Origin of the sequence: Pseudomonas sp. TH04 (genome assembly GCF_016651355.1) — a bacterium.
Classification (GTDB): Bacteria; Pseudomonadota; Gammaproteobacteria; order Pseudomonadales; family Pseudomonadaceae; genus Aquipseudomonas; species Aquipseudomonas fluorescens.
Genome location: NZ_JAEKEA010000001.1, coordinates 4,703,611 through 4,722,105, shown reverse-complemented (window position 1 = coordinate 4,722,105; position 18,495 = coordinate 4,703,611). Strand labels below are relative to the sequence as shown.

Annotated in this window: 19 protein-coding genes; 1 reads left to right on the top strand and 18 read right to left on the bottom strand. The window is 59.7% G+C overall.

Annotated features, from left to right (window positions below; genetic code table 11):
* Positions 1-196: 196 nt before the first annotated feature.
* A complete protein-coding gene (gene leuA, locus JFT85_RS21250) occupies positions 197-1,876 on the top strand; it encodes a 2-isopropylmalate synthase (protein WP_053257867.1) in 1,680 nt (559 codons plus the stop codon).
* A 170-nt stretch (positions 1,877-2,046) separates the two neighbouring features.
* Here the strand turns inward: leuA and JFT85_RS21245 are convergent, their stop codons facing one another.
* The 18 genes from JFT85_RS21245 to JFT85_RS21160 all read right to left on the bottom strand — a co-directional run bounded on the left by JFT85_RS21245 (position 2,047) and on the right by JFT85_RS21160 (position 18,476).
* Positions 2,047-2,838 (bottom strand): amidohydrolase, encoded by a 792-nt coding sequence (locus tag JFT85_RS21245; RefSeq protein ID WP_187601422.1) that lies wholly within the window; start codon positions 2,836-2,838, stop codon positions 2,047-2,049.
* Positions 2,826-3,974, bottom strand: a complete 1,149-nt coding sequence (locus JFT85_RS21240) for a pyridoxal phosphate-dependent aminotransferase (RefSeq protein ID WP_053257869.1) — start codon at positions 3,972-3,974, stop codon at positions 2,826-2,828. The genes JFT85_RS21245 and JFT85_RS21240 overlap by 13 nt, the downstream gene beginning before the upstream one ends.
* 134 nt (positions 3,975-4,108) lie before the next feature.
* Positions 4,109-5,575 carry a ribosome biogenesis GTPase Der gene (gene der, locus JFT85_RS21235; protein ID WP_187601421.1) on the bottom strand — a complete coding sequence of 489 codons (1,467 nt, stop codon included), beginning with the start codon at positions 5,573-5,575 and terminating at the stop codon, positions 4,109-4,111.
* A 135-nt stretch (positions 5,576-5,710) separates the two neighbouring features.
* Positions 5,711-6,862: an outer membrane protein assembly factor BamB gene (gene bamB, locus JFT85_RS21230; protein WP_053257871.1), complete on the bottom strand. Its 1,152-nt coding sequence runs from the start codon at positions 6,860-6,862 to the stop codon at positions 5,711-5,713.
* Positions 6,855-7,472, bottom strand: coding sequence for a tetratricopeptide repeat protein (locus tag JFT85_RS21225; RefSeq protein WP_169875669.1), 618 nt, complete (start codon positions 7,470-7,472; stop codon positions 6,855-6,857). Before JFT85_RS21225 ends, bamB begins: the two co-directional genes overlap by 8 nt.
* 65 nt (positions 7,473-7,537) lie before the next feature.
* The gene (gene hisS, locus JFT85_RS21220; protein ID WP_053257873.1) at positions 7,538-8,827 is read right to left on the bottom strand and encodes a histidine--tRNA ligase; all 1,290 of its coding nucleotides are present in this window, start codon (positions 8,825-8,827) and stop codon (positions 7,538-7,540) included.
* 21 nt (positions 8,828-8,848) lie between these two features.
* Positions 8,849-9,958 carry a flavodoxin-dependent (E)-4-hydroxy-3-methylbut-2-enyl-diphosphate synthase gene (gene ispG, locus JFT85_RS21215; protein ID WP_053257874.1) on the bottom strand — a complete coding sequence of 370 codons (1,110 nt, stop codon included), beginning with the start codon at positions 9,956-9,958 and terminating at the stop codon, positions 8,849-8,851.
* Positions 9,959-9,960: 2 nt separating this feature from the next.
* Positions 9,961-10,953, bottom strand: coding sequence for a RodZ domain-containing protein (locus JFT85_RS21210; protein ID WP_053257875.1), 993 nt, complete (start codon positions 10,951-10,953; stop codon positions 9,961-9,963).
* Complete coding sequence (pilW, locus tag JFT85_RS21205; RefSeq protein ID WP_053257876.1) at positions 10,953-11,711, bottom strand: type IV pilus biogenesis/stability protein PilW; 759 nt, start codon at positions 11,709-11,711, stop codon at positions 10,953-10,955. The genes JFT85_RS21210 and pilW overlap by 1 nt, the downstream gene beginning before the upstream one ends.
* 12 nt (positions 11,712-11,723) lie before the next feature.
* Entirely contained in the window at positions 11,724-12,872 is a 1,149-nt protein-coding gene (rlmN, locus tag JFT85_RS21200) for a 23S rRNA (adenine(2503)-C(2))-methyltransferase RlmN (protein WP_201230373.1), read from the bottom strand.
* Positions 12,873-12,901: 29 nt separating this feature from the next.
* Positions 12,902-13,327: a nucleoside-diphosphate kinase gene (gene ndk / locus JFT85_RS21195; RefSeq protein ID WP_003175956.1), complete on the bottom strand. Its 426-nt coding sequence runs from the start codon at positions 13,325-13,327 to the stop codon at positions 12,902-12,904.
* A gap of 92 nt (positions 13,328-13,419) precedes the next feature.
* Entirely contained in the window at positions 13,420-13,620 is a 201-nt protein-coding gene (iscX, locus tag JFT85_RS21190) for a Fe-S cluster assembly protein IscX (RefSeq protein WP_003238461.1), read from the bottom strand.
* Positions 13,621-13,634: 14 nt separating this feature from the next.
* Complete coding sequence (gene fdx, locus JFT85_RS21185) at positions 13,635-13,976, bottom strand: ISC system 2Fe-2S type ferredoxin (RefSeq protein WP_053257878.1); 342 nt, start codon at positions 13,974-13,976, stop codon at positions 13,635-13,637.
* A gap of 3 nt (positions 13,977-13,979) precedes the next feature.
* Positions 13,980-15,842 carry a Fe-S protein assembly chaperone HscA gene (gene hscA, locus JFT85_RS21180; RefSeq protein ID WP_053257879.1) on the bottom strand — a complete coding sequence of 621 codons (1,863 nt, stop codon included), beginning with the start codon at positions 15,840-15,842 and terminating at the stop codon, positions 13,980-13,982.
* 51 nt (positions 15,843-15,893) lie between these two features.
* Positions 15,894-16,415, bottom strand: a complete 522-nt coding sequence (gene hscB / locus JFT85_RS21175; RefSeq protein WP_053257880.1) for a co-chaperone HscB — start codon at positions 16,413-16,415, stop codon at positions 15,894-15,896.
* Between the two features lie 8 nt (positions 16,416-16,423).
* Positions 16,424-16,747, bottom strand: a complete 324-nt coding sequence (gene iscA / locus JFT85_RS21170; protein WP_003209680.1) for an iron-sulfur cluster assembly protein IscA — start codon at positions 16,745-16,747, stop codon at positions 16,424-16,426.
* A gap of 28 nt (positions 16,748-16,775) precedes the next feature.
* The gene (gene iscU / locus JFT85_RS21165; protein WP_003175965.1) at positions 16,776-17,162 is read right to left on the bottom strand and encodes a Fe-S cluster assembly scaffold IscU; all 387 of its coding nucleotides are present in this window, start codon (positions 17,160-17,162) and stop codon (positions 16,776-16,778) included.
* 99 nt (positions 17,163-17,261) lie between these two features.
* Entirely contained in the window at positions 17,262-18,476 is a 1,215-nt protein-coding gene (locus tag JFT85_RS21160; protein WP_053257881.1) for an IscS subfamily cysteine desulfurase, read from the bottom strand.
* Between the last annotated feature and the right edge of the window lie 19 nt (positions 18,477-18,495).

The following is an 18,495-nucleotide window of genomic DNA, read 5'->3' as shown; positions in this document are numbered from 1 at the left end:
TCTTTCACCCCGGCGGTTAGGGTTGAGCTTATGAAAACCTCTCACACCCTCATTCAGCTCCGCCAGCACCGCAGCCTGTGCCTCGTCAGCGCACGACTGCCAGGCTGAATCGTTCTGCCTCGTCCCCAGCTTCGCCCCCAATAACAGATTTACGGCAGGCCGCCTTTTCTCGGCCCTTACCACAAAGGATTTTCCGATGAGCATGCTCAAAGACCCGTCTTCGAAGTACCGTGCGTTCCCGACCATCGATATCCCCGACCGCACCTGGCCGTCGAAAACCATCACCGAAGCGCCGATCTGGTGCAGTTCCGACCTGCGTGATGGCAACCAGTCGCTGATCGAGCCGATGGACGCGGTGAAAAAGCTGCGCTTCTGGAAGACGCTGGTCGCCGTTGGCGTGAAGGAAATCGAGGCCTCGTTCCCGGCCGCTTCGCAAACCGACTTCGACTTCGTGCGCACCCTGATCGAAGACAACCACATCCCCGAGGACACCACTATCCAGGTGCTGACCCAGGGCCGTGAAGACTTGATCGCACGCACCTTCGAATCGCTGCGTGGCGCGAAGAAAGCCATCGTGCACTTGTACAACGCGACCTCGCCGTCGTTCCGCCGCATCGTGTTCAACCAGGACAAGGACGGCATCAAGGCCATCGCGGTCAACGCGGCCAAGCTGTTCGTCAAATATGCCGCACAGCAGCCGGAAACCCAGTGGACCTTCGAATACTCCCCGGAAACCTTCAGCGCCACCGAGCTGGAGTTCGCCAAGGAAGTGTGTGACGCGGTGATCGAGGTATGGAACCCGACGCCAGAGCACAAGATGATCCTCAACCTGCCAGCCACGGTTGAATGCGCCACGCCGAACATCTATGCCGACCAGATCGAGTGGTTCGGCCGCCATATCAACCGCCGTGACAGCGTGATCATCAGCCTGCACACCCACAACGACCGTGGCACCGGCGTGGCCGCCACCGAGCTGGGCCTGATGGCCGGCGCCGACCGTGTCGAAGGCTGCCTGTTTGGCAACGGCGAGCGTACCGGCAACGTCGACCTGGTCACCGTGGCCTTGAACATGTACACCCAGGGCCTCGACCCGCAACTGGACTTCTCCGACATCGACGGCGTGCGCAAAGTCGTCGAGGAGTGCAACCAGATCCAGGTACACCCGCGCCACCCGTACGTGGGCGATCTGGTACACACCGCGTTCTCCGGCTCCCACCAGGACGCGATCCGCAAGGGTTTCACCCAACAGAAAGCCGACGCACTGTGGGAAGTACCGTACTTGCCGATCGACCCGGCCGATATCGGTCGCAGCTACGAAGCAGTGATTCGTGTGAACAGCCAGTCCGGCAAAGGCGGCATCGCCTACCTGCTGGAGCAGGAATACGACATCAGCTTGCCGCGCCGCATGCAGATCGAATTCAGCCAAGTGGTACAGGCTGAGACCGATCGCGTCGGCCTGGAAATGACCGCACCACAGATTTACGCCTTGTTGCAGCGTGAATACCTGCAAGCCAACACGCCGTATGCGCTGGTCAGCCATCGCCTGCAGGAAGAGAACGGCAACAGCACGGTGGAAGTGGAAGTCTCGGGCAAAGGCCAGGGCGAAACCAACCTGCGCTGGCACGGCAAGGGCTACGGCACCCTCGAAGCGCTGGTTGCCGCGCTGCCGATCAAGGTCGAGATCATGGACTACAACGAGCACGCCATCGGCGCCGGCACCAATGCCAAAGCCGCGGCCTACATCGAACTGCGTGTGAATGGCGAGCGCCCGGTGCACGGCGTGGGGATTGATGAAAACATCACTACAGCCAGCTTTAAAGCGGTGTTCAGCGCCCTGAACCGTTCGTTGAGCCAGTTGGAAGCGAAAGCGGCGTAAGCCTTACCGCTGAACTGCAAAGGCCCCTGAGTGAGAACTCAGGGGCCTTTTTGTTGAACCTTGAAAATGCGCTAGCTGTGAGGGCCTCATCGCGGGCAAGCCCGGCTCCCACATTTGACTGTGTTCACAAATCAAAATGTGGGAGCGGGCTTGCTCGCGAAAGCGGTCTGTCAGACAAACTCAAAAATATCAGCGTCGAGATTCGCCGGAAACTTGGTGCGATACGCCGCCAACTCCGCAGCATTCAGGCACACCTGAAACACCCCGTCCGCCTCCCCTGCGCTCAGCAGCGTCTCACCCTGGAAATCCAGCACCTGACTGTCCCCTGTGTAGGCAAAACCTTTGCCATCGGTACCCACCCGATTCACGGCCGCTACGTAGCACAGGTTCTCGATGGCTCGCGCCGGTAACAGCCGATTCCAATGCTGGCGTCGCGCACCCGGCCAGTTGGCGGTATACAGCAGCAGATCCGTGTCCTGCGCATCTCGACTCCACACCGGGAAACGCAGGTCGTAGCAAATCAGCGGACGAATACGCCAGCCCTTCAACTCAAACAGCACCTGACGCTCGCCCGGCGTGTAATGGTCGTGTTCGCCCGCCATGCGGAACAGGTGGCGCTTGTCGTAATGCAGCACCTCGCCATCCGGCCGCGCCCATAACAGGCGGTTGCGGTGGCTGCCGTCGGCGGCCTGGATGATCACGCTACCCGTGATCACCGCCTTATATTTCGCCGCCTGCGCCTGGAGCCAGTGCTGGGTCGGGCCGTTTTCCCGTTCTGCAAGGGTGTGCGACTCCATTGAGAAACCGGTGGTAAACATCTCCGGCAACACAATCAGATCGGCGCCCTTGGCCTGTTCCAGTAGCAACTCAAAATGTTCAAGGTTGGCCTGACGGTCATGCCATACCAGACTGGTCTGGACCAAGGCGATATTCAGGTCGGGTAATGCACTCAGATCACGCATAGTTTTTCCGCCGCGTGCTGCAGCGTCTCCTCGCGTTTGGCGAAACACAGGCGCACCAGGCGCTGGCCTTCGGGTGGGTGCTGATAAAACACCGACACCGGAATCGTCGCCACGCCGTGCTCGCGGGTCATCCACAGTGACATGGCAACGTCATCCAGGTCCGGGCGAATCTGTGCGTAATCCACCAGTTGGAAGTAGGTGCCGGTAACCCGGGTAAAGCTGAAACGCGACGGCGCCAGCAAGTCGCAGAACAGATCACGCTTGGCCTGGTAAAAAGCCGGCAGCTCTTCGACGTGTTCCGGGTGTTCGGCCATGAAGTCAGCCAAAGCGTACTGCAAAGGCGTCACGCCGCAGAAGTTGACATATTGATGCACCTTGCGCAGTTCAGCGGTAAGTGCTGGAGGCGCAACCACATAACCGGTTTTCCAGCCGGTGACGTGGTAAGTCTTGCCGAAGGAACTGACCACAAACGCCCGCTGATAAAGCTCTGGGTGGGCCAGCACGCTGACATGGTGCAGGCCGTCGAACACCAGGTGTTCATAGACTTCATCGCTGACCAGGTAGATATCACGGTCGCGGATCAGTTCAGCCAATTGATCCAGTTCGGCGCGGCTGATCAGCGCACCGGTGGGGTTGTGCGGGGAATTAAGGATGATCATGCGCGTACGCGGCGAGAGCGCAGCCTTGAGCTTCTCAAAGTCCAGGGCGAAGCCTTGCAGGCTCAGTTGCACGTGCACGCAGCGACCACCGGCCAACTCAACCGAGGGCTCATAGCTGTCATAGCTGGGGTCGAACACAATGACCTCATCGCCGCTGCGAATCACCGCCTGAATTGCGCAGAAAATTGCTGCCGTGGCGCCTGGCGTGATGGTCACTTCACTGTCGGGGTTGACCGCGGCGCCATAGCTGCGGGCGATCTTGGCCGCCACTTGCTGACGCAGGGCCGGCAAGCCGGTCATCGGTGAATATTGGTTATGCCCACTGGCAACGTGTTTGCCCACCGCATCAAGCAACGCCTTCGGGCCATTGAAATCAGGAAAGCCCTGGGACAGGTTGAGCGCGCCGGTTTCGGCAGCGAGTTGCGACATGGTGGTGAAAATGGTCGTGCCGACATTCGGCAGCTTGCTGGTGATCATCGGAGGCCCCTGCAGGTGAGCCCCAAGTTTTAAGCTGCCGGCCGCGTGGGGTCAAGGCACAAACCGCCAGGCACAAAAAAGGGCTCCATAGGAGCCCTCTCTTGCAGCGTGCAGCCTACAACGTGAAGCGGCGGTTATTTCTTGTCGCGGCGCTTCTTGTCAGCCTTTTTGTGGTGAGTCATCAAACGACGCTTCTTGTTCACCTGACGGTCAGTCAAGGTGTTCTTGTTGCCCTCGTATGGGTTCTCGCCACCCTTGAACTCGATACGGATCGGCGTACCGACCAGTTTCAAGACACGGCGGTAGGTGTTTTCCAGGTAACGCACATAGGACTTTGGCACCTTCTCGATCTGGTTACCGTGAATCACGATAATCGGCGGGTTGGCACCACCCAAGTGGGCGTAACGCAGTTTGATGCGGCGGTTGTTGACCATCGGCGGTGCGTGCTCGCCGACGGCGTCTTCCAGGATCTGGGTCAGACGGTTGGTCGGCCAGCGGGTAACCGCGGACTTGAACGAGTTCTGTACGGAAGCGTAGAGGTTGCCCACGCCGGTGCCGTGCAGTGCCGAGATAAAGTGGATATCGGCGAACTCAACGAAGAACAGGCGACGCTGCAGCTCGATCTTGACGAAATCGCGCTCGCTGGGCGTCATGCCGTCCCACTTGTTGATTGCGATCACCAGGGCGCGACCGGCTTCCAGGGCAAAGCCCAGCAAGTTGAGGTCGTGGTCCACCACGCCTTCGCGGGCGTCCATCACGAAGATCACCACGTTGGCGTCTTTGATCGCCTGCAGGGTTTTGACCACCGAGAACTTTTCAACTTCCTCGTGGATCTTGCCGCGCTTGCGCACACCGGCGGTGTCGATCAGCGTGTACTTCTCGTCGTTACGCTCGAACGGGATGTAGATACTGTCACGGGTGGTGCCGGGTTGGTCATACACGATGACCCGGTCTTCACCGAGCATGCGGTTAACCAGCGTCGACTTGCCGACGTTCGGGCGACCAATGATGGCGATCTTGATACCGTCTTTTTCGCTCGGGCCAGGAATGCGCTTGGCTTCCTCACCTTCGGCGACGATCTCTGCTTCGCCCTCTTCTTCGTCGTCATCCTTGGGGAAGTCGCGCAAGGCGATTTCCAGCATCTGGGTGATGCCGCGACCGTGCGCACCGGCGACCGGAATCGCGTCGCCCAGGCCCATCGGGCTGAACTCGGCACGGGCAGCCTCAGGATCGATGTTATCGATCTTGTTGGCGACCAAATAGGACCGCTTGTTACGCTTGCGCAGGTGCTCGCCAATCATCTGGTCGGCAGCGGTGTAGCCCGCACGGGCGTCCACCAGGAACAACACGACATCGGCTTCTTCAATGGCCAGCAGCGACTGCTCGGCCATCTTTTCGTCCATGCCATGCTCGTCACCGGAGATACCACCGGTGTCGACAATAATGTAGGAGCGCCCTTGCCACTTTGCCTCACCGTATTGGCGATCACGGGTCAGACCGGACAAGTCGCCGACAATGGCGTCGCGAGTCCTGGTCAGGCGGTTGAACAAGGTGGACTTGCCGACGTTAGGTCGGCCCACCAGGGCGATTACGGGAACCATGCGGCTCTCCACTTCGTTATTTCAGAAAATACAAAAGCCGCTGCAAGGCAGCGGCTGGTGCTCGGGGCAGCATATTCAAATGCCGCATGCCCCGCCGAAGCGGGGCCGCCTGGGTTTTACCCCAAGCATGGTTCTTTACTTGATGGTCAGGGCTTCCAGCTTGCCGCTGTTGCCAAACACGTAAAGCATGTTACCCACAACCAGCGGACGGGCACGCAAGCCGTCGCTGTCGATACGCTCGCGGCCGACAAAACGACCGTCCACCTGGCTCAGCAGATGCAGGTAACCTTCGAAGTCACCTACCGCTACGTAGCTGGAGAACACTTCCGGTGCCGACAATTGACGGCGGGCCAGGGAGTCGTTGCTCCACAATGCAGTGGTGGAACGCTCGTCAACACTTTCAACGGTGCCGGACGCCAGGCTTACGTAGACGCTGCCAAACCCTTGGGCGACACCCGCATAGCTGGAAGCATCACGCTGCCAGTTGATGCGGCCGCTTTGCAGGTCCAGCGCCGCAACGCGGCCCTGGTAGGTGGCGACGTAGATGGTTTCGCCCGACAGCAGCAAGCCGCCGTCGATGTCCACCACGCGATCCAGCTCGGAACGACCCTGAGGGATTGCCACACGGGTTTCCCAGGCCGGCACGCCGTTCTGGGTATCCAGGGCGACCACTTTACCGGTCGACAGGCCTGCAATGGCCAGGTTGTTGGTCACAATCGGACCACTGGTGCCGCGCAGGGTCAACACCGCTGGGGTGCTGTCGTACAACCAGCGCTGGTTGCCGGTGGCGGCATCCAGGCCAATCACACGGTCGTCCTGGGTTTGCACCACGACGATATCGCCGTTGGTGGCAGGCGCGGAGAGCACTTCACTGGTCACGCGAGCGCGCCATTTCTCTTCACCCGATGCGGAGTCCAGAGCAACCACGTCGCCCTTGAGCGTACCCACCAGCACCATGCCGTAGCCGACGCCCACACCACCGGAAACCGGCAGCTCGAGGTCTTTCTTCCACTTGACGTCGCCATTCATGCGATCCATGGCAATGATCACGCCGGTGGAGTCAGTGGCCACAATGTTGTCGCCGTCGATTGCCGGCTGCAACAGGTTGTACAGGTCGCCCTGACCATCACCCACGGAGCGGCTCCACTGCTTTTGCAGGACCACTTCTTCCTTGAAGCTGGTCAGCTCGGCAGGAGGCAGTTCTTTTTTACTGTTGCTGCTGCAACCCGCGGCCAGAACGGCCAGAGCCAGCAATGCTGCATGTTTCCAACGGATCACGTCACGCATCCCCTTTGGCCAAGTCGTCCAGCTTGATTTGTAAGCCACCGACCGCCGCTTCATCAGACAGCGCCGCTTTGGCTTTTTGGTACGCAGCATGGGCTTCGTCGGTACGACCCAATTGGACCAAAAGGTCGCCCTTGAGCTCTTCGCGAGTGGCCACGAATGCCTTGTCAGCATCGCCGTCGAGCAGTTTGAGTGCTTCGTCAGCCTTGTTCTGTGCCGCCAATACCTGAGCCAGGCGCTGACGTGCGATTTCACCCAGGGTCGGGTTCGTCGGCTTGTCGGCGATGGCCTTCAGCTCAGTGGCTGCGTCGTCCAGCTTGCCGGTGTCGACCGCGACTTTCGCGACGAACAGGCTGCCGTACTGGGCGTAAGTGCTACCGCCGAACTCGCTTTTCAGCTTGCCGGCCAGCTCCGCCACTTGGGCAGGATCGGGCTTGCCGTTCGGCGTCAGGGTGGTTTCCAGCAATTGCTGATAGAGGACCGAGGCGCCTTGGGACTGGTTGGCCTGATACTTGTGCCAGGCTTGCCAGCCGAACACCACCACTAAAGCCAGCAGGCCGCCAGTAACCAGAGGCTTGCCGTTACGCTGCCACCAGTCCTTGAACTCGGCCATCTGCTCATCATCAGTACTCGACACCCCAATACTCCTTAATCGCTAAATTCGGCTGTTCGACAGCTTCAACCCTGCACGACGCAGGTGGCCAAGTGCGCGGCGAGCGCATCAAAGGCAATGTTCTGTTGCTCGCCCTGACCACGCAGGGGTTTGAAACCTATCACTTGCTGGGCCAGTTCGTCATCGCCCAGGATCAGTGCATACAGCGCACCGCTCTTGTCGGCCTTCTTGAACTGGCTCTTGAAGCTGCCGGCGCCGGCATTGATCTGCAGGCGCAGGTTCGGCAACTGGTCACGCACTTTTTCGCTCAGGGCCAGGGCTGCCAGTTCGGCGGCCTCGCCAAAGGCGCAGAGGTACACGTCCACCTGACGGGAGATTTCTTCCGGGACCTGCTCCAGGGTTTCCAGCAGCAGGATCAGCCGCTCGATACCCATCGCAAAACCCACGCCGGTGGTCGGCTTGCCGCCCATTTGCTCGACCAGGCCGTCGTAGCGACCACCGGCACATACGGTGCCTTGGGCGCCAAGCTTGTCGGTGACCCACTCGAATACGGTCTTGCTGTAGTAATCGAGGCCACGAACCAGTTTAGGGTTGATCACGTAGGGAATACCGGCTGCATCCAGGCGAGCCTTGAGGCCCTCGAAGTGCACGCGGGATTCGTCGTCCAGGTAGTCGGCCATTTTCGGCGCGTCGACCAGTACGGCCTGGGTCTCGGCGTTCTTGGTATCAAGGACGCGCAACGGGTTGGTTTTCAGACGGCGCTGGCTGTCTTCATCCAATTTGTCCAAGTGAGCAGACAGGTATTCGACCAGGGCGACGCGATAGCGACCCCGGGATTCGCTGGTGCCCAGGCTGTTGAGTTCAAGCTTGACCGCGTCGCGGATGCCGAGCAGGCCCCACAGGCGCCAGGTCAGCACGATCAGCTCGGCGTCGATGTCCGGACCATCGAGGTTGAACACCTCGAGGCCGATCTGGTGGAACTGGCGATAACGGCCTTTCTGCGGGCGCTCGTGGCGGAACATCGGGCCGATGTACCACAACTTCTGGGGCTGGCCACCACCGGTGAGGCCATGCTCGAGCACGGCACGCACGCAAGCGGCGGTACCTTCCGGACGCAAGGTCAGGGAGTCGCCGTTACGGTCTTCAAAGGTGTACATCTCTTTTTCGACGATGTCGGTCACTTCGCCGATGGAGCGCTTGAACAGCTCGGTGAATTCGACGATCGGCATGCGGATCTGCTTGTAACCGTAGTTATCCAGCAGGCGCGCGACCGTGTTCTCGAAGTAGCGCCACAGTGGCGTCTGCTCCGGCAGGATGTCGTTCATGCCACGAATGGCTTGCAGAGACTTGCTCACATCTAATCCTTAAATTCGTTCTTAGCCGCGCGCGATCAGCGCTGCGTCAGCCGCGACCTTCTCGGCCGCTTTCTGGCGGATCAGCTTTTCCAACTCATCCACCAGATTGTCATTCGTTAACTTCTGTGACGGCTTGCCGTCGATGTAAATCAGGTTCGGGGTGCCGCCGGTCAGGCCTACATGCGCCTCTTTGGCTTCACCCGGGCCGTTGACCACACACCCGATCACCGCAACATCGAGCGGAACCAGCAGGTCTTCGAGGCGCATCTCCAGGTCGTTCATGGTTTTCACCACGTCGAAGTTCTGCCGCGAGCAACTCGGGCAGGCAATGAAGTTGATGCCACGGGAACGCAAACGCAGGGATTTGAGAATGTCGTAGCCGACTTTCACTTCCTCTACGGGGTCTGCCGCCAGGGAGATGCGGATAGTATCGCCAATCCCTTCGGCGAGCAGCATACCGAGACCCACCGCAGATTTCACTGTGCCTGAGCGCAAACCACCCGCTTCAGTGATACCCAGGTGCAGCGGCTGCACGATTTCCTTGGCCAGCAGGCGGTAGGCTTCTACCGCCATGAACACGTCGGAGGCCTTTACGCTGACCTTGAAGTCCTGGAAATTCAGGCGTTCAAGGTGTTCAACGTGGCGCAGCGCCGATTCAACCAGCGCCGCCGGGGTCGGCTCGCCGTATTTTTTTTGCAGGTCTTTTTCCAGGGAACCGGCGTTGACGCCGATACGGATCGGAATCCCGCGGTCACGCGCCGCATCCACCACCGCGCGCACACGGTCTTCGCGACCGATGTTGCCCGGGTTGATGCGCAGGCAGTCGACGCCCAGTTCGGCCACGCGCAATGCGATCTTGTAGTCGAAGTGAATGTCGGCAACCAGCGGCACCTTGACCAGTTGCTTGATGCGACCAAATGCTTCGGCAGCGTCCATGTCCGGTACGGAAACCCGCACGATGTCGACACCGGCCGCTTCCAGACGGTTGATCTGGGCGACGGTGGCGGCGACATCATTGGTGTCGCTGTTGGTCATGCTCTGCACCGCGATAGGGGCATCGCCACCCACCGGCACCGAGCCGACCCAGATCTTGCGCGATACGCGACGTTTGATTGGAGATTCGCCGTGCATGACTATTGTCCCAACTTGAGGCGAGCGGTCTCGCCACTGGTGAACGGCGCCACGTCCACAGGCTGGCCGTTGTAGGCCACTTGCGCGCCACGGGCATAACCCAGACGCAGCGTCAACGGAGGCTTGCCGCCTTGGTCAAGCGTATCTCCCTTACGCTTCAAACCGCTAAACAGCACTTTGCCATTGCCATCGGTGACTTGCGTCCAGCAGTCAGCGATGAAGGTAATCTGGATATGCCCATCGCCGGCCGCCAAGACCGGCGTGGTAGGTGGCGAGACTGCCGGCGCTGCCGGTGCAACGGCTGCTGGAGCCTGTGCCGGCGCGGCTGGCGCATGTGCCTGGGCCACCGGGGCCGCCGCAGTGGCAGGCACCGTCGGAGCGGGCACGACGGCAGTCGCAGCAGGTGCCGTGGTGGCTTCCGGTGCAGGTTGCTCGGCGGTGGCCGGCGCTTCTGGCGCGGCCTGCCCTTGAGCAACAGCCTGGTCTTCCGGCTCATCCAGCGGATGAATCTGGGTGGTGCCGTCGGCGCTTTCGACTTCGACGTGCTCCAGGGCGTTGCTGGTCAGGTCCTTGGTGCGCTGGGAGGCTTGGTCCTGCCACCAGACGAAGCCGCCGCCGATCACCGCGATCAACAGCAAGAGGCTGACAATACGCAAAATCGTGTGGGAAACCCGCACCGGCTCTTCGATGCGACCGAGGCCATGCACATTGCTGCCCTGGGAGTCGGTGCCGGTGAATTGATCGAACGCTTGAACCAGTACGGTTTGGTCAATGCCCAGCAACTTGGCATAGGCGCGGATATAGCCGCGGGCAAAGGTATGCCCAGGCAGCTTGTCGAACGCGCCGGCTTCCAGGTTGCCCAGGGACGTGGCGGTCAAATTGAGCTTGAGGGCCACTTCTGCCAGCGACCAACCATTGCTTTCGCGGGCCTGACGCAAGGTTTCGCCTGGGTTTACGCGATTAGCTGCTACAACTTCCGGGTGCGCCGCTTTCATCATTGCTCCGACAGGTATTGCTGATATTCCGGCGTACCGGGATAGAGTCGTTCGAGTTGCTGGCCAAAACGTGCGGCCGTGTCGCGTTCTTCATGAACCGTCGCCAGGCGCACACCGAGCAATAGACTACGTGCATTTTGCCCGCTGAGCAGGCTAAAACGCTCGTAATAGTCACGTGCCGGCACATAATGCCTGTCTTCGTAAGACAACTCAGCCATTTCGAGCAACGCGCGTGGCTGACGACCGTTCAGGTGCAGGGCTTTTTCCAGCTGCCGCCGGGCGCTATCGCGCTGGCCAAGACGCACCGAGGTCACCCCAAGGTTCTCGAAGACGCGCGAGCGCTCAGGATAGAGAGTATCGGCGCTGGCTTGTTGGAAATAACGGGCGGCCTGGTCATAACGTTGCTGCTCGAACAGAAAGCTGCCGTAATTGTTCAGCAGCCGAGGGTCGGCAGGACGCGCGGCCAAGGCCTTGTGGAAATACTGATCGGCCAGTTCGGGCTCGGCCTGAGCCTGGAATACCAAGGCCAGTGCGGCATTCGCGTCGGCATCGGCGCTGTCCAGCGCCAAAGCCTTTTTCAACGGCACCTTGGCCTGCTCGCTCATGCCTTGGCGCAGATACCCCAAGCCCAATTGCACATAGGCAACTCGCGCTTCATCACGGCCTTTATCGGTTTGCAAAGGGCTGTCATGGCCCGATGAAACACAACCGGCCACCAGGCCGGTAAAAAGTAAAAGCAGCGCAAGGCGCAAGGGCATAGAGATCCTCTCTCAGATTCGATTCACAGCGATTTGCGGCAAATCTTCGGCGGCGTTAAGTTCGCGCACGGCGATATAACGTTCGCTGCGACGGGTGCGATCCAGCACCTGCCCGACCAATTGGCCACAGGCGGCGTCAATGTCTTCACCACGCGTGGTGCGGACGGTGACGTTGTAGCCGGCCTGGTGCAGTTGATCCTGGAAACGGCGGATGGCGTTGTTGCTCGGCCGCTCGTAACCAGAATGTGGAAACGGGTTAAACGGAATCAGGTTGATCTTGCACGGGGTGTTCTTGAGCAGCTCGATCATCTCGACCGCGTGCTCGACCTTGTCGTTGATGTCCTTGAGCAGGGTGTACTCAATGGTCAACACACGCTTTTCGCCCAAGGTCGCCATGTAACGCTGGCAAGATTCGAGCAGCATCTTAAGCGGATACTTCTTGTTGATCGGCACCAATTGGTTACGCAATGCGTCATTCGGTGCGTGCAACGACAACGCCAGGGAGACGTCGATGTGCTTGGCCAGCTCATCGATCATCGGCACCACGCCGGAGGTCGACAGGGTTACACGGCGCTTGGAGATGCCGTAACCCAGGTCGTCCATCATCAAATGCATGGCGGCAACGACGTTATCGAAGTTCAGCAGCGGCTCACCCATGCCCATCATCACCACGTTGGTGATGGCACGGTCGACGGTCGCCGGGACGCTGCCAAAGGATTTGTTGGCAATCCACACCTGGCCGATGACTTCGGCGGCAGTGAGGTTGCTATTGAAGCCTTGCTTGCCGGTGGAGCAGAAACTGCAGTCCAGGGCACAGCCTGCCTGGGACGAAACGCACAAAGTACCGCGCTTGCCCTGGGGAATGTACACGGTCTCGACGCAGCTGCCGGACGCCACGCGCACCACCCACTTACGGGTGCCGTCGCTGGAGATGTCCTCGCTGACAACTTCGGGACCACGGACCTCAGCAATGGCCTTGAGCTTGTCGCGCAGGGCCTTGCTGACGTTCGTCATGGCGTCGAAATCGTCGACGCCAAAGTGGTGAATCCACTTCATTACCTGACCGGCACGGAAACGCTTCTCCCCGATTGAGTCGAAGAATTTTTCCATTTCCTGTTGAGTCAGACCCAGCAGGTTGGTTTTAACAGTCGATGTCGTCATGGATTCACCCTCACTCTTTAAGCCGATGCTTAGCGAGCGGTTACTTCAGTAGCAGCGAAAAAGTACGAGATTTCGCGTGCAGCGGCGGCTTCGGAGTCCGAACCGTGAACAGCGTTGGCGTCGATGGATTCAGCGAAGTCAGCACGGATAGTGCCGGCAGCTGCTTCTTTAGGGTTGGTAGCGCCCATCAGCTCACGGTTCAGAGCGATAGCGTTTTCGCCTTCCAGAACCTGAACAACAACAGGACCGGAGATCATGAACGCAACCAGGTCGCCGAAGAAACCACGAGCGCTGTGCTCAGCGTAGAAGCCTTCAGCTTCAGCTTTGGACAGTTGCTTGAGTTTCGAAGCTACAACCTTCAGGCCGGCTTTTTCGAAACGAGTGGTGATCTCGCCGATGACGTTTTTTGCAACAGCGTCAGGCTTGATGATGGAGAAAGTACGTTGAACAGCCATGGTGTAACTCCAGAAACGGTAATTTACGAAAAATTAAACCCGCGAATTATACGCGGGTTATTGGGTATTGCCTAACTGCGTAAAAAGGCGGCTCAGTCTGCTTCTTCGATCCACAGGCCTTGAATCGCCTCCAGAACCTTTTCGCCACCCCGGTCGGGGATGTCGTCGAAGTCCGGCAGCTCCATCACCAGATTGCGCAGCTTGACGAAGTTGACCGTCAGAGGATTGACCTCCGGGTGGGCTTCAGCAAGTTGTATAGCGATTTCTTGTACATCAACCCATTTCAGGCTCATGACATTTCCTTGAATCAATGCGGCGCTTCGGCCGCATGGTTGAGCGAATATTTCGGAATTTCGACGGTGATGTCTTCGGTCCCGACCTTTGCCTGACAGCTTAGGCGAGAAGTCGCCTCCAGGCCCCAGGCGCGATCCAGAAAGTCCTCCTCCAGCTCATCCGCTTCTTCCAGAGAGTTGAAACCCTCGCGAATCACGCAGTGGCAGGTGGTGCAGGCGCAGACACCGCCGCAGGCACTCTCGATCTCGATGTGGTTGTCATGGGCAACTTCGAGGATGGACTTGCCGGTCTCAGCCTCCACAACCATACCTTCCGGGCAATGCTCGGCGTGTGGCAGAAAAATGACCTGCGGCATTAATTATTCCTCGATTTCATTCAGATTGCGTCCCGCCAGGGCGGCTTTTACCGACTGGTCCATACGACGGGCGGCAAAAGCATCGGTCACTTGCGACAAACGCTTGGTCTGTTGCTCGATGGCATAACCATCGTTGCCTTTCATCAATTCGGTCAACTCCTGCATCTGCAGGTCGATGACCATGCGCTCTTCGGCATCCAGCAGGCGCTCGCCGTCAGCATCAAGGGCACCCTGCACCGCTTCAAGCAGGCGCTGGGCATCAACTTGCTGTTCACGCAGTACGCGGGCGACCTTGTCGTCACCAGCGTATTGGAACGAGTCCTTGAGCATCTTGGCGATTTCGCCGTCGGTCAGACCGTAGGACGGTTTGACCTGGATGCTGGCTTCAACGCCCGAGGCCAGCTCACGCGCAGCCACGCTGAGCAGGCCATCGGCGTCGACCTGATAGGTGACGCGAATCTTCGCTGCACCGGCCACCATCGCCGGGATGCCGCGCAGTTCAAAGCGCGCCAGGGAGCGACAGTCGCTGATCAGCTCGCGCTCGCCTTGCAGCACGTGAATCATCATGGCCGTCTGGCCGTCTTTGTAGGTGGTGAAGTCCTGGGCACGGGCGACGGGGATGGTGGTGTTGCGTGGAATCACCTTCTCCATCAGGCCGCCCATGGTTTCCAGCCCCAGGGACAGCGGGATCACGTCGAGCAGCAGCAATTCGCCACCGTCGCGCTTGTTGCCGGCCAGGGTGTCGGCCTGGATCGCCGCACCGATGGCGACCACTTGATCCGGGTCGATTTCAGTCAGCGGCTGGCGACCAAAGGCTTCGGCGACGGCTTCGCGCACGCGCGGCACACGGGTCGAACCGCCAACCATGACCACGGCCGCCACATCTTCCAGCTCAACACCGGAGTCACGTACGGCACGGCGGCAAGCCCTGAGGCTGCGAGCGACCATCGGCTCGATCAGCGCATCGAAGGCTTCACGGGTCAGTTGAGCCGACCATGAGCCGTAGCAAACCTCTACAGAGTTGGCGTCCGTCAGTGCTTCTTTGGCCGCACAGGCAGTTTGCAGCAAATTACGCTGCGCGCCCGGGTCCAGGTCGGCGGACAAGCCGGCACTGGTGATGATCCAGCCGGCAATCGCGTGATCGAAGTCATCGCCGCCCAGGGCGGTATCGCCGCCGGTGGCCAGCACTTCGAACACACCGCCGGTCAGGCGCAGGATCGAAATATCAAAGGTGCCGCCGCCCAAGTCGTAGATCGCGACCAGGCCTTCGGCGTGCTGATCCAGGCCGTAGGCCACAGCGGCCGCCGTCGGCTCGTTGAGCAAACGCAGCACGTTCAGACCGGCGAGTTTCGCCGCGTCCTTGGTGGCTTGGCGCTGGGCGTCGTCGAAATACGCAGGAACGGTGATCACCGCGCCGACCAATTCACCGCCCAAGGTGGTTTCTGCACGCTGGCGCAGCACCTTGAGGATATCAGCCGAGACTTCCACCGGGCTTTTCGGCCCCTGGACAGTGTCGATGAACGGCATATGGGATTCGCCGCCGACAAAGCGGTACGGCAGCTGGTCGCCCAATTGCTTGACGTCGGACAGACCACGACCCATCAAGCGCTTGACCGACAGCACGGTGTTCAAAGGATCGGAAGACGCCGCCAGCTTCGCCGACTCACCGACTTCGGTGCGATCAGCGTGATAGCGCACGGCGGACGGCAGAATAACCTGGCCATCAACGTCGGGCAGCGGCTCGGACAGGCCGCTGCGCAAGGCGGCGACCAGGGAATTGGTGGTGCCCAGGTCAATCCCGACCGCCAGACGACGCTGGTGCGGTTGAGGGCTTTGGCCGGGTTCGGCGATCTGCAGTAGAGCCATGGTAATCAGGTCTTATCTGTCTATCAGGCGTGCAACACGGGCAGCACTGGGTTAATCGTCGAGGCGCTCTTCTAGCTGGCGCACTTCGTAGGTGAGCTTGTCGAGGAACTGCATGCGCCGCATCAGGCGTTCGGCCTGCTCACGTTGCGCGGCATCATTCCAACAGGCTGCGAAGCTTTCGTTGAGTTCATCCTGGGCCACTTTCAGACGACGCTTGAAGACCGCGACACCGGCCACATCGGCCTCGTCCTGCAAGTCTTCGAGCTCTTCGCGCCATTGCATCTGCTGCATCAGGAAGTCCGGGTCGTGCACCGTGACTTCAATCGGCAACTCGCCACCGTTCATCGCGAGCAGGTAACGCGCGCGCTTCGGGGGGCTTTTAAGCGTCTGATAGGCTTCGTTGAGGCTGGCGGATTTCTCCAGCGCCAGGCGTTGCTCACGCTCGGAAGCGTCAGCGAAGCGGTCCGGATGCACCCCACGCGCCAATTCTCGGTAGCGCGTGGCAAGCTGCTCGAGGTCCAGCCGAAAGCTCGGCTGCAGCTCGAATAAAGCGAAATGACAAGGAGTACCCACAAATAGCCTCAGATGTTGAAGCTTTCGCCGCAGCCACATTCACCGCGTACGTTGGGGTTGTTGAACTTGAAGCCCTCGTTCAACCCTTCCTTGACGAAATCGAGTTCGGTGCCGTCCAGGTAGGTCAGGCTTTTAGGGTCGATGATCACTTTCTCGCCGTGACTTTCGAACACCTGGTCCTCTTCAACTACCTCGTCGACAAACTCCAGCACGTAGGCAAGGCCGGAACAGCCCGTGGTGCGAACACCCAGACGAATCCCCTCACCTTTACCGCGCCCATTCAGGGAGCGGCGAATGTGCTGCGCAGCCGCTTCTGTCATGCTGATAGCCATCGTTGACTCCTTACTCGTCGCCAAATGCTTAGATCAAGCCTTTCTTCTGCTTGTAGTCGCGAACGGCCGCTTTGATAGCGTCTTCGGCGAGTACGGAGCAGTGAATTTTCACTGGCGGCAGTGCCAGTTCTTCGGCCAACTGGGTGTTGCTGATGGTTACAGCCTCATCCAGGGTCTTGCCTTTCATCCACTCGGTAGCGAGGGAGCTGGAGGCAATGGCGGAACCGCAGCCGTAAGTCTTGAACTTGGCGTCTTCGATAACGCCAGCGTCGTTGACCTTGATCTGCAGGCGCATAACGTCGCCGCACGCCGGAGCGCCGACCATGCCAGTGCCGACATCAGGGTCTTCCGCGTTCATCTTGCCGACGTTGCGCGGGTTTTCGTAGTGGTCGATGACCTTTTCGCTGTAAGCCATGGTACTGAATCCTCACTCATCAGGGCCGCTCTGGAACCCTGTAAAAACGTCTGCGTTTTCCGCCACGTTCCTACAGAGCTTGGGTGGCGGCTTCTATAGTTAGTGTGCCGCCCACTCGATCTTGGAAATATCGACACCGTCTTTGTACATGTCCCACAGCGGCGACAGAACGCGCAGCTTGTTGACGGCTTCGCAGACTTTCTGCGCGGCGTAGTCGACTTGCTCTTCGGTGGTGAAACGGCCGAACGTAAAGCGGATCGAGCTGTGTGCCAGTTCGTCGTTGCGGCCCAGGGCGCGCAATACGTACGAAGGCTCAAGGGAAGCCGAGGTGCAGGCCGAACCGGACGAAACCGCCAGGTCCTTGAGCGCCATGATCAGCGACTCGCCTTCGACGTAGTTGAAGCTCAAATTCAGGTTGTGCGGTACGCGGGCAGTCATGCTGCCGTTGACGTACAGCTCTTCAAGGTTCTCGACCTGCTTGTAGAAGCGATCGCTCAGCGCCTTGATGCGCACGTTTTCAGCAGCCATGTCTTCCTTGGCTACGCGGAAGGCTTCGCCCATGCCGACGATCTGGTGGGTCGCCAGGGTGCCCGAACGCATGCCGCGCTCGTGACCGCCGCCGTGCATGGTGGCTTCGATACGCACGCGAGGCTTGCGGCTCACGTACAGCGCGCCAATGCCTTTAGGGCCGTAGGTCTTGTGGGCGGAGAACGACATCAGGTCGACTTTCAGCTTCGACAGGTCAATGTCGACCTTGCCGGTGGACTGAGCAGCGTCGACGTGCAGCAGAATGCCCTTGGAGCGGGTCAGTTCGCCGATGGCTGCGATGTCGTTGATGGTGCCGATTTCGTTGTTCACGTGGATCACGGAAACCAGGATGGTGTCTTCACGCAGCGCGGCTTCGATCATGGCCGGGGTGACGATACCGTCGGTGGTTGGCTCGAGGTAGGTCACCTCAAAACCCTCACGCTCCAGTTGGCGCATGGTGTCGAGGACAGCCTTGTGCTCAATCTTGGTGGTGATCAGGTGCTTGCCTTTGGTCGCGTAGAAATGCGCCGCGCCCTTGATTGCCAGGTTGTCGGATTCAGTGGCACCGGAGGTCCAGACGATTTCGCGCGGGTCTGCACCCACCAGGTCGGCGACTTGGCGACGAGCGTTCTCGACCGCTTCCTCGGCTTTCCAGCCGAATACGTGGGAACGGGAGGCCGGGTTGCCGAAGTTTCCGTCGACCAGCAGGCATTCGCTCATCTTTTGCGCGACACGCGGATCAACCGGGGTGGTCGCTGAGTAATCAAGGTAAATCGGCAATTTCATGGACTTTCTCCTAAATCAG

What these genes read in the sequence shown, in the direction of transcription:
- JFT85_RS21160 (WP_053257881.1), bottom strand. Translation starts at nt 18,476, where the DNA reads ATGAAATTGCCGATTTACCTTGATTACTCAGCGACCACCCCGGTTGAT.
- ndk (WP_003175956.1), bottom strand. Translation starts at nt 13,327, where the DNA reads ATGGCTGTTCAACGTACTTTCTCCATCATCAAGCCTGACGCTGTTGCA.
- iscU (WP_003175965.1), bottom strand. Translation starts at nt 17,162, where the DNA reads ATGGCTTACAGCGAAAAGGTCATCGACCACTACGAAAACCCGCGCAAC.
- hscA (WP_053257879.1), bottom strand. Translation starts at nt 15,842, where the DNA reads ATGGCTCTACTGCAGATCGCCGAACCCGGCCAAAGCCCTCAACCGCAC.
- JFT85_RS21240 (WP_053257869.1), bottom strand. Translation starts at nt 3,974, where the DNA reads ATGATCACCAGCAAGCTGCCGAATGTCGGCACGACCATTTTCACCACC.
- iscA (WP_003209680.1), bottom strand. Translation starts at nt 16,747, where the DNA reads ATGGCTATCAGCATGACAGAAGCGGCTGCGCAGCACATTCGCCGCTCC.
- der (WP_187601421.1), bottom strand. Translation starts at nt 5,575, where the DNA reads ATGGTTCCCGTAATCGCCCTGGTGGGCCGACCTAACGTCGGCAAGTCC.
- ispG (WP_053257874.1), bottom strand. Translation starts at nt 9,958, where the DNA reads ATGCACGGCGAATCTCCAATCAAACGTCGCGTATCGCGCAAGATCTGG.
- fdx (WP_053257878.1), bottom strand. Translation starts at nt 13,976, where the DNA reads ATGCCGCAGGTCATTTTTCTGCCACACGCCGAGCATTGCCCGGAAGGT.
- JFT85_RS21245 (WP_187601422.1), bottom strand. Translation starts at nt 2,838, where the DNA reads ATGCGTGATCTGAGTGCATTACCCGACCTGAATATCGCCTTGGTCCAG.
- JFT85_RS21210 (WP_053257875.1), bottom strand. Translation starts at nt 10,953, where the DNA reads ATGAAAGCGGCGCACCCGGAAGTTGTAGCAGCTAATCGCGTAAACCCA.
- JFT85_RS21225 (WP_169875669.1), bottom strand. Translation starts at nt 7,472, where the DNA reads ATGGCCGAGTTCAAGGACTGGTGGCAGCGTAACGGCAAGCCTCTGGTT.
- rlmN (WP_201230373.1), bottom strand. Translation starts at nt 12,872, where the DNA reads ATGACGACATCGACTGTTAAAACCAACCTGCTGGGTCTGACTCAACAG.
- pilW (WP_053257876.1), bottom strand. Translation starts at nt 11,711, where the DNA reads ATGCCCTTGCGCCTTGCGCTGCTTTTACTTTTTACCGGCCTGGTGGCC.
- iscX (WP_003238461.1), bottom strand. Translation starts at nt 13,620, where the DNA reads ATGAGCCTGAAATGGGTTGATGTACAAGAAATCGCTATACAACTTGCT.
- bamB (WP_053257871.1), bottom strand. Translation starts at nt 6,862, where the DNA reads ATGCGTGACGTGATCCGTTGGAAACATGCAGCATTGCTGGCTCTGGCC.
- leuA (WP_053257867.1), top strand. Translation starts at nt 197, where the DNA reads ATGAGCATGCTCAAAGACCCGTCTTCGAAGTACCGTGCGTTCCCGACC.